Raw genomic sequence first — 16,283 nt, forward strand, 5'->3', positions numbered from 1 at the left:
AGAACGACCCGACGGCCGCACCGGCCGGGCCGGGACTTCCGACCCCGAGACGAAACCGAGGAGCACCCGCATGTCCCCCAACGCTTCTGCACAGGGCACCGCGCACGCGGCTGCCGCTGTGCGGCTGCCGCTGTCGGCGGCGCAGCGCGACATCTGGATGGCCCACGGCCTGGACGCCTCGGGCTGCCGGTACAACATCGGCGAGTTCCGGGAGCTGACCGGGCCGCTGGACGTGGAGCTGCTGGCCCGTTGCTGGTACCGGCTGGCGGCCGAGGCCGATGTGCTGCGGGTGCGCGGGGTCGGCGCCGGTGCGGACGGTGTGCCGTGGCAGCGGTTGTGGGCGGAGCCCGGTGACCGGGCGCTGCGGCGGGTGGACCTGGGCGGGGCGGCCGATCCGGTCGCGGCGGCCAGGGCCTGGATGGACGAGGAGTTGGCCCGCCCGTTCGACCTGGCGGAGGACTGGCTGTCCCGGCACGTGCTGATCGCGGCGGGCCGCACCGCGGCGGGCGAGGAGCGCTGGTTCTACTTCCACGCCTACCACCACCTGGCGATCGACGGGATGGGCGTGGCGCTGCTGGACCAGCGGCTGGTGGAGCTGTACGAGCGGGCGTCGGCCGGGGAGCCCTGGGGGGATTCCCCGTTCGGGACGCTCGCGGAGCTGCTGGCGGAGGACGCGGAGTACCGCTCTTCCGCGGAGGGCGCCGCGGACCGGGCGTACTGGGCGGAGCGGCTGGCGGGGCTGCCGCCGGTGCCGCGGCTCGCGGAGGGCCACACCGGGCGGACCGGGCCGGGGGCGCTGCCGTTCGTGCGCCGCACGGTGGTCCTGGGGCCGGAGCGGGCGGAGCGCCTGAAGGCGGTGGCGCGGGAGCACCGCACCCCGTGGACGATGCTGGTGATCGCGCTGGTCGCGGCGTACGTGCACCGGGCGGCCGGTACGGACGAGCCGGTGCTGGGCCTGCCGGTCACGGGGCGCCGCACCGAGCTGGCGCGCCGCACGCCGGGGATGCTGTCGAACGTGGTGCCGCTGCGGGTGCCGGTGCGGGCCGACGGCTCGCTGGCCGAACTCCTGCTGACGGTGCGGGAGGTGGCGCGGGAGGGACTCAAGCACCAGCGGACCCGGTACGAGGACGTCTGCCGCGACCTGGGGCTGGGCGAGGCCGACCGGCGGATCGCGGCCCCGCTGGTGAACATCATGGCGTTCACCCCGGGGATGCGGTTCTGCGGGCTGCCGACCACGCAGCACAACCTGGGCAACGGGCCCGTGGAGGACCTGGCGGTCGGCGTGTACGACCTGGGTCCGGAGGGCGGGCTGCGGGTGGACTTCGACGCCTCTCCGGAGGTGTGCGACATCGAGGGGGTGGCCGGCCACCAGGACCGGTTCGCCGTCTTCGTGGAGCGGCTGTTGGCGCAGACGCGGCTGCCGTTGTCGCAGGTCCCGCTGCTGGGGGCCGAGGAGGAGCGGCGGGTGCTCGGGGAGTGGGCCGGGCGGGCCGTCCCGCACACCGCGGAGCCGGTGCTGACGGCCCGGTTCGAGGAGCAGGCCCGGCTGCGGCCGGACGCGCCCGCCCTGGTCTTCGGCACGGAGACCCTCACCTACGGGGAGTTGAACGCCCGCGCCAACCGGCTGGCCCGGCACCTGCGTTCACGGGGACTCGGCCGCGGCGACCTGGCCGGCATCCTCCTGGAACGCGGCATCCCCTTCGCCGTCGCCCTCCTCGCCGTGATCAAAACCGGCGCCGGATACGCCCTCCTCGACCCCGAGTTCCCCGACGAACGCCTCCGCACCACCGCCGCCGACGCCGCCCTACGACTGCTCGTCACGGACACCGCGCAGGGCGCCCGCCGACTCGACGGCCCCTGGACCCGGGTCCGTACCGACGCCGAGGACGCCGAGATAGGCGAACAGGCCGGCCACGACCTGGAGGTGGCACTCACCGGGCAGGACACCGCCTGCGTGATGTTCACCTCCGGCTCCACCGGACGCCCCAAGGGCATCCTCTCCACCCACCGAAACCTCGTCTCCACCCTCACCCACCAGACCTACGCGAACTTCGGGCCCGGCGAGATATTCCTCCAGTGCTCCCCCGTCTCCTGGGACGCCTTCAGCCTCGAATTCTGGGGCGCCCTCCTCCACGGCGGCACCACCGTCCTCCAACCCGGACAGCGGCCCGAACCGGCGCTGGTGGCCGAGCTGTCCCCCCGGCACGGGGTGACGATGCTCCAGCTCTCCTCCAGCCTCTTCAACTACCTGACCGACGAACACCCGGACACCTTCGCCACCACCCGCATCGTCTACACCGGCGGCGAACCCGCCTCCCCCACCCACATCGCCCGCCTCCACACCCTCCACCCGCACCTGACCGTCACCAACGGCTACGGCCCCGCCGAATCCATGGGCTTCACCACCACCCACACGGTGCCGCAGGACGTGGTCCCGGCGGGGGCGGTGTCCATCGGCAGGCCGCTCACCAACAAGTACGCCTACGTCCTCGACCACCGCCTGCGGCCGGTGCCGCCCGGCGTCACGGGCGAGCTCTACCTGGCGGGCGACGGGATCGCGCACGGCTACCTCGCCCAGCCCGGCACCACCGCCACCCGCTTCGTCCCCCACCCCTACGGACCCCCCGGCACCCGCCTCTACCGCACCGGAGACCAAGCCCACTGGGACACCCACGGCAACCTCCACTACACCGGACGCACCGACACCCAGATCAAAATCCGCGGCTTCCGCATCGAACCCACCGAAATCGAAACCCTCCTCACCACCCACCCCCACCTCACCCAGGCCACCCTGCTCGCCACGGACGAGCTGACCGCGTACGTCACGGCCGTGCCGGGCGCCGCCGTCACCCCCGGCTCCCTGCGGGCCTGGCTGCGGGAGCGGCTGCCGGAGCACATGGTGCCCGCCCGCTTCGCGGTCCTGGACCGGCTGCCGCTGACCCCCAACGGCAAGATCGACAAGCGGGCGCTGCCGGCCGTGGAGGCGCCCCTGGAGGCCGCCGGCCGGGCGCCCCGCAGCGAACTGGAGGAACTGGTACGGACCCTGGTCGGGGAGGTGCTGGGCTCGGCCGCCCCGCTGTCGGTGGACGACTCCTTCTTCGACCACGGCGGGCACTCCCTGCTCGCCGCCAAGCTCACCGGGCGGATCGGCGCCACCCTCGGGGTGTCCCTCACCCTGCGGGACGTGTTCCAGCACCCGACCCCGGCCGCACTCGCCCGCCGGATCACCGAGGCCTCGGGCCGCACGGCGCTCCCCGCGCCCGCCCGGGCCGCGGTCCGTCCCGAGCGGCCGCCGCTGTCCTCCGCCCAGCAGCGGCTGTGGCTGGTGGCGGGGCTGCAGGGCCCGGACACCGCGTACAACGTGCCGATGGCGGTACGGCTGACCGGCGCGACGGACCCGGAGGTCCTGCGGGCCGCCGTCGGCGACCTGGTCCGGCGGCACGAACCGCTGCGGACCCGGTTCGCCACCGCCGACGGGCGGCCCTACCAGGTCGTCGCCCCCGCCGAGGAGGCCGCCGCGGGCGTCTTCTTCGAGGTCCGGGAGGTGGCGGAGGAGGACCGGGAGGCGGCCCTGCGCACGGCCGCCGGGCACGCCTTCGACCTGGCGACCGAGCACCCGCTGCGGGTGACCCTGCTCCGCGAGGGCGACGGCCGCGACACCCTGCTCGTCCTGCTGCACCACATCGCCACCGACGGGCAGTCCCTGCGCCCGCTCTTCGCCGACCTGTCCGCCGCCTACGCCGCCCGCGCGACGGGGCGGGCCCCCGACTGGCAGCCGCTGCCCCTGGACTACACCGACTACGCGCTGTGGCAGCGCCCGGCCCTGGAGGGCGGGGTGCTGGAGGAGCAGCTCTCCTACTGGCGGACCGCCCTGGCGGGCCTTCCCGAGGAGCTGCCGCTGGTCACCGACCGGCCCCGGCCGCCGGTGGCCGGACGGCAGGGCGGCGCGGTCCGGGTGGACTTCGGGCGCGAGCTCCACAAGCGGGTGCTGGAACTGGCCCGGGCCGAGCACTGCACCCCCTTCATGGTGCTCCAGGCGGCCCTGGCGGCCACCCTGACCCGGCTCGGCGCCGGCACGGACCTGCCGCTGGGCTCGCCCGTGGCGGGCCGCGCCGACGAGTCCCTCGCGGACCTGGTGGGCTTCTTCGTCAACACGCTGGTGCTGCGCACCGACACCGCCGGGGACCCGGCCTTCCGGGAGCTGCTGGCCCGGGTGCGGGCCGCCGACCTGGATGCCTTCGCCCACCAGGACGCCCCGTTCGACCTGGTGCTGGAGGCCGTGAACCCGTCCCGTTCGCTGGCCCGGCACCCGCTGTTCCAGGTGTGCCTGGCCCTGGAGTCGGGACCGGCCCCCGCGCCCGAGTTCCCCGGGATCACCGCCGGCCCTGCGGAGCCGCTGGTCACCGGGGCGGTCAAGTTCGACCTGGAGTTCCTGCTCTCCGCCGACGAGGAGACCGGGCTGACGGGGGCGGTGCTCTACAGCGCCGACCTCTACGACCGGGAGACCGTGGAGCGGATGACCCGGGTACTGCGGCGGGTGCTGGAGCACGCGGTGGCCGCGCCCGAGGTGCCGCTGTCGGGCCTGGAGGTACTGGGCGCCGAGGAGCGCGCCCAGGTGCTCGGGGAGTGGAGCGGGCAGGCCGCATCCGAAGCGGAGGAGGGCGAACCGCCCCTGCTGACGGCCCGGTTCGAGGAGCAGGCCCGGCTGCGACCGGACGCCCCCGCCCTGGTCTTCGGCACGGAGACCCTCACCTACGGGGAGTTGAACGCCCGCGCCAACCGGCTGGCCCGGCACCTGTGTTCACGGGGACTTCGCCGCGGCGACCTGGCCGGCATCCTCCTGGAACGCGGCATCCCCTTCGCCGTCGCCCTCCTCGCCGTGATCAAAACCGGCGCCGGATACGCCCTCCTCGACCCCGAGTTCCCCGACGAACGCCTCCGCACCACCGCCGCCGACGCCGCCCTACGACTGCTCGTCACGGACACCACGCAGGGCGCCCGCCGACTCGACGGCCCCTGGACCCGGGTCCGTACCGACGCCGAGACCGCGGAGATCGACGCGCACGCCGGCCACGACCTGGAGGTGGCACTCACCGGGCAGGACACCGCCTGCGTGATGTTCACCTCCGGCTCCACCGGACGCCCCAAGGGCATCCTCTCCACCCACCGAAACCTCGTCTCCACCCTCACCCACCAGACCTACGCGAACTTCGGGCCCGGCGAGGTCTTCCTCCAGTGCTCCCCCGTCTCCTGGGACGCCTTCAGCCTCGAATTCTGGGGCGCCCTCCTCCACGGCGGCACCACCGTCCTCCAACCCGGACAGCGGCCCGAACCGGCCGTCATCGCCGCCCTCAGCCGCGCGCACGCGGTGACGATGCTCCAGCTCTCCTCCAGCCTCTTCAACTACCTGACCGACGAACACCCGGACACCTTCGCCACCACCCGCATCGTCTACACCGGCGGCGAACCCGCCTCCCCCACCCACATCGCCCGCCTCCACACCCTCCACCCGCACCTGACCGTCACCAACGGCTACGGCCCCGCCGAATCCATGGGCTTCACCACCACCCACACCGTGGACCCCGCGCTCCCGGCGGCCGCCACCGTCTCCATCGGGCGGCCCCTCACCCGCAAGCAGGCGTACGTCCTGGACGCGCGGCTCCGCCCCGTCCCCCCGGGCGTGACCGGCGAGCTCTACCTGACCGGCGACGGGATCGCGCACGGCTACCTCGCCCAGCCCGGCACCACCGCCACACGCTTCGTCCCCCACCCCTACGGACCCCCCGGCACCCGCCTCTACCGCACCGGCGACCAAGCCCACTGGGACACCCACGGCAACCTCCACTACACCGGACGCACCGACACCCAGATCAAAATCCGCGGCTTCCGCATCGAACCCACCGAAATCGAAACCCTCCTCACCACCCACCCCCACCTCACCCAGGCCACCCTGGCCACCCACACCGACCCGCACGGCACCCCGCAGCTCACCGCCTACGTGGTGGCCGCGGCCGGGGAATCCGGCCCCGCACCGCAGGAGGTCCGGCTGTGGCTGCGCGAGCGGCTGCCCGACCACATGGTCCCGGCGTTCGTGGTGCCGATGGAGCGGCTGCCGCTCACCCCCAACGGGAAGATCGACAAGCGGGCGCTGCCCGTACCGCGCCCCGTCACCGCCGCCGGCGGACGCTCCCCGCGCACTCCCCTGGAGGAGACCGTGCTGGGCCTGTTCACCGAGGTCCTGGCGGTGACCGGACGGCTGTCGATCGACGACGACTTCTTCGACCACGGCGGGCACTCCCTGCTCGCCGCCCGCCTCACCCACCGCCTCGGGGCCGCGCTGGACGTCTCCCTCACCCTGCGCGACGTGTTCCAGTACCCGACCCCGGCGGCCCTCGCCCAGCACCTCGAAGCCCGGCTGTCGGCCGGTGCGGCCCCGCCCCGGCGGACCCGGCCCACCCTGCGCCGCCGCACCACCGACCAGGAACGGAGTACCTCATGAACGTGCACGACGCCGCCCTCCCCGCCCCCGACGACGTGGTGTGGGACCTGCCCGGCGAAGGACCGCAGCGCACCGCCCTGCTGGTCCTGCCGCACGCGGGCGGCAACGCCCACGCCTACGCCGGATGGCGTGAGCACCTGCCCGCCGACGTCCGGCTGCTGATCGGCCAGTACCCGGGCCGCGGGGCGCGCTTCGCCGAGGACCTGCCCCGCGACATCGCCGACCTGGCCGGCCCGGTGGCGGCCTGCCTGCCCGAGGGCGCCGCCGACGACCTGGTGGTGCTGGGGCACAGCATGGGCTCGCTGGTCGCCTTCGAGGTGGTGCGGCTGCTCCAGGCGGCCGGGCGCACCCCGCGGGCGCTGGTGGCCTCCGCCTGCCGGGCCCCGTTCCTCGACAACCCGGCCGTGGTCCACCCGGAGCTGCTGGACGACGACGAGCTGGTCGCGGCGATCAAGGTGCGCGGCGGTACCGACGACGGGATCCTCGACGACCCCGAGCTCCGCGAGATCGTGATCCCGTCGATCCGCGCCGACTTCGCCATCGACGACGTGTACCGGTGCCCGCGGGACGAGGCCCGGGTGGACTGCCCGGTGACCGTGGTCGGCGGGGACGCCGACCCGGTGGCCCCCGCGGCCTCCCTCGGCCGCTGGGCCGAGGTCACGGGCCACGCCTTCGCCGCGCACACGCTGCCCGGCGGCCACTTCTACTTCCAGGACCGGCTCCCCGAGTTCTTCGAGGTGCTGGCCACGGTGGTCGGCGGCCGGACCCCGGCCCCCGCCGCGGCCTGACGCCCCGCCCCGGTCCCTCCCCCCGTTCCCCTTCCCCTTCCCCGCCGGCGGCGGCACACCGCCGGACACCCGAACTTCCGCACCCACCGCGAGGATTCCCATGACCGTCTCCGCAGACGCCCCCGCCCCGGCCGCCCCCGTCGCCGACCACCCCGTGGTCCCGGTCCACGAGGCCGGCAAGCCCGCCGTCGTGCACACCCCGGCCGGGGCCGGACTGGCCGAGGCCGTGTCCTGGCTGACCGCCCACCGCCGGGAGATCCAGGCCGAGCTGCACCGCTCCGGCGCCGTCCTGCTGCGCGGCCTGCCCGTCACGGACGCCGCGAGCTTCGCCGCCGCCCGTGACGCCCTGGTCTCCCGGCGCGCCGGGTACAAGGAGAAGGCCACCCCGCGCACCGACTTCGGCGAGGGCGTGTTCTCCTCCACCGACCTCCCGGCCGTCCAGCCGATCCGCCTGCACAACGAGAACAGCTACACCCTGGACTTCCCGGGCGTGCTGCTCTTCGGCTGCGTGACCGCCCCCGAGGAGGGCGGCGCCACCACCGTCGGCGACATGCGCGAGGCGCTGCGGCTGCTGCCGCCGGAGCTGGTCGCCCGCTTCGAGGAGGCCGGCTGGCTGCTCGTGCGCAACTACTCCGAGCTGGCCGGTCTGCCCTGGTACAAGACCTTCGCCACCGAGGACAAGGCGGTCGCCGAGGCGTACTGCGCGGCGAACACCGTCGGCTTCGAATGGCTCGACGACGACTCGATGGTGACCCGCCAGCGCCGCTCGGCGATCGTCACGCACCCGGTGACGGGCGAGCGCAGCTGGTTCAACCACTTCGCCTTCTGGAACAGCCGCACCCTCGACCCCGACATCCGCGAGGTGCTGGTCGAGACCTACGGCGAGGACGGCCTGCCCTTCAACACCTACCTCGGGGACGGCAGCCGCCTCACCGACGAGGAGGTCGACGCGATCAACGCGGTCTACGACCGGGTGACGGTCCGCGAGACCTGGCAGGTGGGCGACCTGATGCTCGTCGACAACCTGCTGTGCGCGCACGGCCGCGAGTCCTACAAGGGCGACCGCAAGATCCTCGTCGCCATGGGCGAGCCGGTCGCGCTGGCCGACTGCTCCCCCGCCTCCCAGCCCTCCACCACCGTCTACACCGGGAAGTGACCACCGCCATGACCGCCGTCCTCCCCGAGCGCCCCCAGGCCGCCGCTGCCCCTGCCCCGGCCGCAGCCGCTGCCGCCCCTGGTGCCCGCCCCGCCGTCACCGACCTGCTGGACCGGCTCGCGCAGGCCCCGGCCGACCGGACCGCCGTGGTGGCCGCCGACCGCGAGCTGACCTTCGCCGAACTGCGCGCCGAGGCGATGCGGTTCGCGGGCCGCCTGGCCTCCCGCGGCATCGGCCCCGAGAGCGTGGTCGCGCTGGCCCTGCCCCGCGGCTCCGCCCTGTTCACCGCCCTCGTCGGCACCCTCACCGCGGGCGCCGCCTACCTGCCGGTGGACCCGAAGCTCCCCGCCGACCGGCGCCGTTACCTCGTCGAGGACTCCGGTGCCGACCTGGTGGTCGTCCCGGACGGGGACACCGCGGTCCTGGCCCCGGGCACCGCCCATGTGGCCGTCGGGGAGCTGACCGCCCCCGACGGCGCCGCCGACCCGGAGTACCGTCCCGTGCCGGTGGCCGCCGACGGCCTGGCGTACGTCATCTACACCTCCGGCTCCACCGGCCTCCCCAAGGGCGTGGAGATCCACCGCGGCGCCGCCTCCGCCCTGCTGGCCGCACTGGAGTCGCAGGGCATCGCCGCCCCCGGCCACGGCCGGGTCGGCTGGAACGCCTCCCCGTCCTTCGACGCCTCCGTGCAGCAGTGGGTGCGGCTCTGCCGCGGCGACACCGTGGTCATGGTGGACGACGAGACCCGCGCCGACCCGGCGCTGCTGGCCCGGTTCGTCGACGAGCAGGCCCTCACCGACCTCGACATCACCCCCTCGCACGCCGAGTCCCTCCTGGACCTGCTCACCGGGGACGGCGGGCCGCGCCCGCTGACCCTCCTCATCGGCGGCGAGGCCATCGGCCCGGCCCTGTGGCAGCGGATCGGCGAGCGGGCCGCGGCCGGGGTGCTCCGCGCGGTCAACCTGTACGGGCCCACCGAGTGCACCGTGGACTCCACCGCCGGATGGATCGACGCCGCGGACGCCCCGCACATCGGCGGGGTGCTGCCCGGCCTGGGCATGCGGGTCCTCGACGAGAAGCTGAACCCGGTGGAGCCCGGCGGCAGCGGCGAACTGTACCTGGCCGGCCCCCGCGTGGGCCGCGGCTACCGCCGCCGCCCCGCGCTCACCGCCGGACGGTACGTGGCCGACCCACGGGGCGACGGCGCCCGCATGTACCGCACCGGCGACCTGGTGCGGCTGCTGCCCGGCGGCCGCCTCGGCTACCTGGGCCGCGCCGACGGCCAGGTCAAGCTCCGCGGCCACCGCATCGAACTCCCCGAGATCGAGGCCGCGCTCACCGCCCACCCGGCCGTCGCCGAAGCCGTGGTGCTGCTGCGCGACGAGGTCAACGGCGCCCCCGGCCTGGTGGCCTACCACCGCCCCCAGGACCCCGCCGCGCGCCCCGCCGACAGCGCGGAGCTGCGGACCCACCTGGCGGCCTCGCTGCCCGCCTACATGGTCCCGGCCGCCTTCGTGGCCCTGGACCGATTCCCCACCACCACCCAGGGCAAGCTGGACCGGGCCGCCCTGCCGGCCCCCGCCCCGGCCCCCGCCGACACCACGGACGCCGCCGCCGAGGACCCCGGGCTGACCCCCTCCCAGGCGCTGATCGCCGGGGTCTGGGCCACCGTCCTCGGCGCGAGCCGGGTCGGCCCCGACGACAACTTCTTCAAGCTGGGCGGGCACTCCCTCCTCGCGATCAAGCTGGTGTCCCGGGTCCGCGCCGAACTCGGCGTCGCCCTCCCCGTGAAGGCCGTCTACGCCAACCCCCGGCTGCGCGACCTCGCCGCCCACATCGACACGCTCGCCGCCGCCGCGCCGGGCCAGGACGCATAGGACCGATGACCGTGATCCCGCTGTCGTTCGCCCAGCGCCGGCTGTGGTTCCTGGGCCGTCTCCACGGACCCTCCGCCGCGTACAACGCCCCCGTCGTCCTGCACCTGGACGGCGTACCGGACCCCGACGCCCTGCGCGCCGCCCTCACCGACCTGGCGGACCGGCACGAGGTGCTGCGCACGGTCCTGGCGGCCGGACCCGACGGAGAGCCGTACCAGCGGGTGCTGGACGCCGCCGCCGTGGCCGCGCTGACCGTCGAGGACTGCGCGCCCGGGGCCCGCGAGGCGGCCGTGGCCGCCTTCGTCCGGCAGGCGATCGACATCACGGCCCGGCCGCCGCTGCTCACGCGGCTGCTGCGGTCCGATGACGGGACCTCGGTCCTGGTCCTGCTCGTCCACCACGTCGCCACCGACGGCTGGTCGGTCCGGCCGCTGCTGCGGGACCTGGCCGCCGCGTACGCCGCCCGGCTCGCCGGCGCCGCCCCCGGCTGGGAGCCGCTGCCCGTCCAGTACACCGACTACACCCTGTGGCAGCACGAGCTGCTGGGCGACCCGGCCGACCCCGGCAGCCTGGCCGCGGAGCAGCTCGCCCACTGGCGACAGGTCCTGGCGGGCGCCCCGGCGCTCACCGCCCTGCCCGCCGACCGGCCCCGCCCCGCCGAGCCCTCCGGCCGCGGCGCCACCGTCACCGGCCGCCTCGACGCGGCCGCCCACGGCGGGCTGCTGGCCCTCGCCCGGGGCCGCCGGGCCAGCCTCACCATGGCGGCCCGGGCCGCACTGGCCGCCACCCTGGCCGCCGCCGGAGCGGGCGAGGACCTGGTGATCGGGGCGCCCGTCGCGGGCCGCCCCGAGGAGGACCTGTACGAGCTGGTCGGGTTCTTCGTGAACTCCCTGGCCCTGCGCACCGACGTGTCGGGGGACCCGGCCGCCGCCGAACTGCTGGACCGGGTCCGCGAGGCGGACCTCGCCGCCTACGAACACCAGGAGCTGCCCTTCGACGTCCTGGTGGAGCGGCTGGCACCCGAACGGGCCCTGGGGCACCACCCGTTCTTCCAGGTGATGCTGACGGTGGCCGCCGACGGACCGGACTCCGGACCGCTGCGGCTCGCCGGGGGCATCACGGGCACCACCGCCGAAACCGGCCTGGACGCCGCCAAGTTCGACCTGACCTGGTACTGCGCCGAACGGCACACCGCCGACGGCCGGCCCGACGGCCTGGACGTGGCCCTGACCTACGCCGAGGACCTGTTCGACGAGGACACCGCCCGGCTGCTGCTGGACGGCTACCTCAAGGCCCTCGCCGGGTTCGCCGACGCCCCGCTGCGCCCGGTGGGCGCGCTGGAGCCGTTCACGGCCGCCGAGCGGGCGGCGCTGGCCGGGCGCCGCGAGCGCCTGGAGCGGGCGGCCGCGGCGCGGTCCGCGGACCCGGCGCCGGCCCCGGTGCGCACGGACGTCCTCGCGCCCCGCGAGGAGATCCTGTGCGGGCTGTTCGCCGAGGTCCTGGGCCTGGAGGCACTGCCCGCGGACGCCAACTTCTTCCGCAACGGCGGCCATTCGCTGCTCGCGGGCAAGCTCGTCAACCGGATCCGGGCCGCCCTCGGCGTCGAGGCCGGCATCCGCGACCTGTTCCTCGCCCCGACCCCGGCCGCCCTGCACCGCAGGCTGGCCGCCGCCGCGGACCCGGCGGACGGGCCGGGAGCCCGCCCCGCCCTCGCCGCCGTCCCGGCCGGGGAGCGCCCCGCGCTGCTGCCGCTGTCGGCGGCGCAGCGCGCCCTGTGGCTGCTGGGCCGCATCGAGGGGGCCTCGGCCACGTACAACGCCCCGCTGGTGCTGCGCCTGGACGGGGTGCCCGACCGGCGTGCGCTGGCGGCGGCGCTGGCCGACCTCACCGGCCGCCACGAGGTGTTGCGCACCGTGTACGGGGCCGAGGGCGGGGAGCCGTTCCAGCGGGTCCTCGCAGGGGGGCCGGTCCCGCAGTGGCGGGAGGTTCCGGCCGCCGGACTGGACGCGGCGGTCGCGGAGTTCGGGCGGGAGGACCTGGACCTGGCGGCGGAGGGGCCGCTGCGGGCCGCCGTGTTCCTGCCGGGGGACGGCACGGCCGTGCTGGTGCTGCTGGTGCACCACATCGCCACCGACGGCTGGTCGCTGGCCCCGCTGCTGCGGGACCTCGGGGAGGCGTACGGGGCGCGGCTGGCGGGCCGGGCGCCGGGGTGGCGGGCGCTGCCGGTGCAGTACGCCGACTTCGCGCTGTGGCAGCGGGCCCTGCTGGCCGGAGGCGCCCGGGAGCGGCTGCTCGGCTTCTGGAAGGAGGCCCTGGACGGGCTGCCCGCGCGGACGGCGCTGCCGTACGACCGGCCGCGCCCGGCCGAGCCGACGGGGCGCGGGGCCGCGGTGACGGCCGCCCTGGACGCGGAGGCGCACCGGGCCCTGGCGGGGCTGGCGCGGGAGCGGCGGGCCAGCCTGTTCATGGTGGCGCGGGCCGCGCTGGCGGCGGCCCTGTCGGCGGCCGGGGCCGGGACCGACCTGGCGGTGGGCACACCGGTGGCGGGCCGCTCCGACGAGGCCCTGCACGAGCTGGTCGGCTGCTTCGTCAACTCGCTGGTGCTCCGGGCCGACCTGGCCGGGGACCCGGGGGTGGGCGAGCTGGTGGACCGGGTGCGGGACGCGGATCTGGCCGCCTTCGACCACCAGGACCTGCCCTTCGACCTGCTGGTGGAGGAGTTGGCGGAGCCCGGGCGGGCGCTGGGCGAACACCCCTTCTTCCAGGTGGTGCTGACGGTGCAGGAGGCGGCGGCCGAGCAGGTCCGGCTGGGGCCGCTGACGGCCGCCGCGGGCAGCACCGACCTGGGTGCGGCCAAGTTCGACCTGTCCTTCCACTGCGCGGTGCGGCGGTCGGCGGACGGGGCGCCGGCGGGGCTGGAGCTGCACCTCGGGTACGCCGAGGACCTGTTCGACGCGGAGACGGCCGCGCTGCTGCTGTCGGTGTTCGGGCGGGCCTTGCGGGCCTTCGCCGGGGCGGCCGGCGGCGGGGCGCGGCTGTCGGAGCTGGAGCTGGTGACGGCGGCCGAGGCGCGGGCCCTGGCCGGGCGGCGCGAGCGGCTGGCGGAGGCGGTCCGGCGGGCGGAGGCCGGGGCGGCCGCGGCCGCCGGGGCCGCGGCGGCCGGTCCGGCGGCCCCGCGGGTGGAGATCCTGTGCGCCCTGTTCGCCCAGGCCCTCGGCCGTGAGGAGCACGGCCCGGAGGCCAACTTCTTCAAGGCGGGCGGGCATTCGCTGCTGGCCAGCAAGCTGGTCAACCGGGTGCGGTCGGTGCTGGGCGTGGAGGCGGGCATCCGGGACCTGTTCCTGGCCCCGACGCCGGCCGCCCTGCACCGGCGGCTGGGTGCGGCCGGGGCGGCGGGGGCGGCCCGGCCGGCGCCGGCCGCCGTGCCCGCGGGGGACCGGCCGCGGCGGCTGCCGCTGTCGTACGCGCAGCGCCGCCTGTGGTTCACGGACCAGCTGGAGGGCCCGTCCGCTACGTACAACATCGCGCTGGTGCGGCGGCTGGACCGGCCGCTGGACCCGATGGCGCTGGCGGACGCCCTGGCGGACGTGGCGGCGCGGCACGAGGTGCTGCGCACGGTGTACGGGGCCGAGGGCGGGGAGCCGTACCAGGAGGTGCTGGCGGAGGCCCGGCCGCAGCTGGAGCTGGGGCGTCCGGCGGACGTGGCGGCGGCGGTGGACGCGGCCGCGGGCCACGTCTTCGACCTGGCGCGGGACCTGCCGCTGCGGGCCTGGCTGTTCTTCCCGCAGGGTGAGGGGCGGCAGACGCTGGTGCTGCTGCTGCACCACATCGCGGCGGACGGCTGGTCCACGGGGCCGCTGCTGGCGGACCTGTCCGCCGCCTACGAGGCGCGGGCGGGGGGCCGGGCCCCGGAGGGGGCGGCGCTGCCGCTCCAGTACGCCGACTACACGCTGTGGCAGCGGGAGCTGCTGGCGGGGGACGGGGCGGACCGGGAGCTGCGGTTCTGGGAGGGGGCCCTGGCGGGGCTGCCGCCGCTGACGGACCTGCCGACGGACTCGCCGCGTCCGGCCCTGCCCTCGGGGCGGGGCGGGCTGACCGGCTTCACGGTGCCGGCCGGGGTGCACAAGGCCCTGGTGCGGACGGCGCGTTCGCGCGGGGCCACGCTGTTCATGGCGGTGCAGGCGGCGCTGGCGGCCTGCCTGACCCGGCTGGGCGCGGGCACGGACCTGGCGGTGGGCACGAGCGTGGCCGGGCGGGGCGACGAGGCGCTGTCGGGGCTGGTCGGGTTCTTCGTGAACACGCTGGTGCTGCGGACGGACACCTCCGGGGACCCGGAGTTCGGGACGCTGCTGGAGCGGGTCAGGGACGCGGACCTGGCGGCCTACGACCACCAGGAGCTGCCGTTCGACCGGCTGGTGGAGCACCTGAACCCGCACCGGTCCTCGGCGCACCACCCGCTGGTGCAGGTGATGCTCCAGGTGAACGCGCTGGCGGGGGCGGCCGGGCCGCTGACGGGCCCGCTGGCGGGCGAGGAGCTGCCGTTCGGCTCGGCCACGGCCAAGTCAGACCTGACCTTCGCGCTGACCGAGCGGGAGGACGGCTCGCTGGCGGGGGTGCTGGAGTACGCGGCGGACCTGTACGGGCCTGCGGGCGCGGCCCGGCTGACGGCCCTGCTGGGGGCGGCGCTGGAGCTGTTCGCGGCGGACCCGTCGGCGCGGGTCGGCGATCTCGCGGCCCCGGCGGACCGGCGCGGGGAGCGGCCGCTGGTGGGCGGGTACCGGATCGACCTGGCGCACGTCACGGAGGTGCTGTCGGCCCACCCGGCGGTGCGCTGGGCCCGGGTCCGGGCCGAGGGCGGCCGGCTGCTGGCCGAGGTGGCGGTGGCCGGGGCGGCGGAGTCCGGGGTCACGGAGGCGGTGCTGCAGTCCTGGGCGGCGGAACGGCTGCCGGAGTACGCGGTGCCGGCGGTGGTGTCGGTGACCGACGAGCCCTGCCCGACGGCCTCGGGCGGGGCCGGGCACGGTGCGGGGGCGGCCTGGGCCGCCGGTGCGGGGACTGGCGCCGGGTCCGGTGCCGGGACTGGCGCCAGCGGGTCCGGGGCCGCTCCGGCCGGGTCCGGAGCCGGTCCGGCCGGGTCCGGAGCCGGGACGGCCTGGGCCGCCGGTGCCGGGACGGCCGGTGCCGGGACCGCCGGGGCTGGGGCGGCCGCTCACGGGGATCTGCTGCTGGCGGGTCTGCTGAGGCTGTTCGCCGAGGTGCTGGACGGGCGGGACGTGGGACCGGCCGACAACTTCTTCAAGGCGGGCGGGCATTCGCTGCTCGCGGTGCGGCTGGTCAACCGGGTCCGGACCGAGTTGGGCCGGGAGCTGACCCTGCGGGAGGTGTTCCGGCACCCGACGCCCGCGAAGCTCGCCGCCTTCCTGGCGGCGGCGGCCGTGCCGGCCGGCCCCCTCCTGGTGGTGCCGCCGGTCCCGCCCACCCCGCCCCCGCTGCGCCGCCGCACCCGCGGCGGCTCCCGGGTCCGGCAGCCGTAACGGGCCGGTACGGCGGCGCACGGTGACCGAGGCCCGTCCCCCTGGGGGGCGGGCCTCCTCGCCGTAGCCCCTCGGGCCGGCGGGGTCGCGCCGCTGCGCGGGCCCTCTCCCCCACCCCGCCCCTTCCCGAAACCGGGCGCTGCGCCCCGGCCCCCGCTCCGAACAGCCCGCTACCGCGGCCCTTGCGGGGGCTCCGCCCCCACACCCCCGCGCCTCAAACGCCGGCGGGGCTGAGTGTGCCCGGGCAGTTCGAGCCGCGCCGAGCCCGGCTCGGCCACGTCCAAGCCCGCGCGGCGATTGAGCGCAGCAGGGAGCCGTACGCAGGGCCGCTCCGACGGCGGCAGTCGGCGGCGGCAGTTCGGGGGCAGCGGTGGGGTGGAGCTGCCCCGGGGACTGCCCGCCGGGGGGTCGAGGGGTGCCTAGCGTGGG

The 16,283-nt window shown here is 76.4% G+C and carries 5 protein-coding genes; all 5 read left to right on the forward strand.

All coding sequences use genetic code 11. From position 1 onward, the window contains the following. Positions 1 to 70 precede the first annotated feature (70 nt). The 5 genes from ACFY0O_RS17140 (at position 71) to ACFY0O_RS17160 (ending at position 15,854) form a co-directional block, all read left to right on the forward strand. A complete protein-coding gene (locus ACFY0O_RS17140) occupies positions 71 to 6,499 on the forward strand; it encodes an amino acid adenylation domain-containing protein (RefSeq protein ID WP_388947480.1) in 6,429 nt (2,142 codons plus the stop codon). Then, positions 6,496 to 7,287 carry a thioesterase II family protein gene (locus ACFY0O_RS17145; RefSeq protein ID WP_388947481.1) on the forward strand — a complete coding sequence of 264 codons (792 nt, stop codon included), beginning with the start codon at positions 6,496 to 6,498 and terminating at the stop codon, positions 7,285 to 7,287. The genes ACFY0O_RS17140 and ACFY0O_RS17145 overlap by 4 nt, the downstream gene beginning before the upstream one ends. Before the next feature lie 100 nt (positions 7,288 to 7,387). Next, complete coding sequence (locus tag ACFY0O_RS17150) at positions 7,388 to 8,443, forward strand: TauD/TfdA family dioxygenase (RefSeq protein ID WP_388947482.1); 1,056 nt, start codon at positions 7,388 to 7,390, stop codon at positions 8,441 to 8,443. Between the two features lie 8 nt (positions 8,444 to 8,451). Then, the gene (locus ACFY0O_RS17155; protein WP_388947534.1) at positions 8,452 to 10,320 is read left to right on the forward strand and encodes an amino acid adenylation domain-containing protein; all 1,869 of its coding nucleotides are present in this window, start codon (positions 8,452 to 8,454) and stop codon (positions 10,318 to 10,320) included. A gap of 5 nt (positions 10,321 to 10,325) precedes the next feature. Continuing rightward, the gene (locus tag ACFY0O_RS17160; protein WP_388947483.1) at positions 10,326 to 15,854 is read left to right on the forward strand and encodes a condensation domain-containing protein; all 5,529 of its coding nucleotides are present in this window, start codon (positions 10,326 to 10,328) and stop codon (positions 15,852 to 15,854) included. Positions 15,855 to 16,283: the final 429 nt, after the last annotated feature.

The organism is Streptomyces sp. NPDC001594 (assembly GCF_042893675.1).
In the GTDB taxonomy this organism is placed as follows: domain Bacteria; phylum Actinomycetota; class Actinomycetes; order Streptomycetales; family Streptomycetaceae; genus Streptomyces.

Bases quoted from the DNA above. Each gene is read 5' to 3' on its own strand.
- ACFY0O_RS17140 (WP_388947480.1), top strand. From the start codon at position 71: ATGTCCCCCAACGCTTCTGCACAGGGCACCGCGCACGCGGCTGCCGCT.
- ACFY0O_RS17145 (WP_388947481.1), top strand. From the start codon at position 6,496: ATGAACGTGCACGACGCCGCCCTCCCCGCCCCCGACGACGTGGTGTGG.
- ACFY0O_RS17150 (WP_388947482.1), top strand. From the start codon at position 7,388: ATGACCGTCTCCGCAGACGCCCCCGCCCCGGCCGCCCCCGTCGCCGAC.
- ACFY0O_RS17155 (WP_388947534.1), top strand. From the start codon at position 8,452: ATGACCGCCGTCCTCCCCGAGCGCCCCCAGGCCGCCGCTGCCCCTGCC.
- ACFY0O_RS17160 (WP_388947483.1), top strand. From the start codon at position 10,326: ATGACCGTGATCCCGCTGTCGTTCGCCCAGCGCCGGCTGTGGTTCCTG.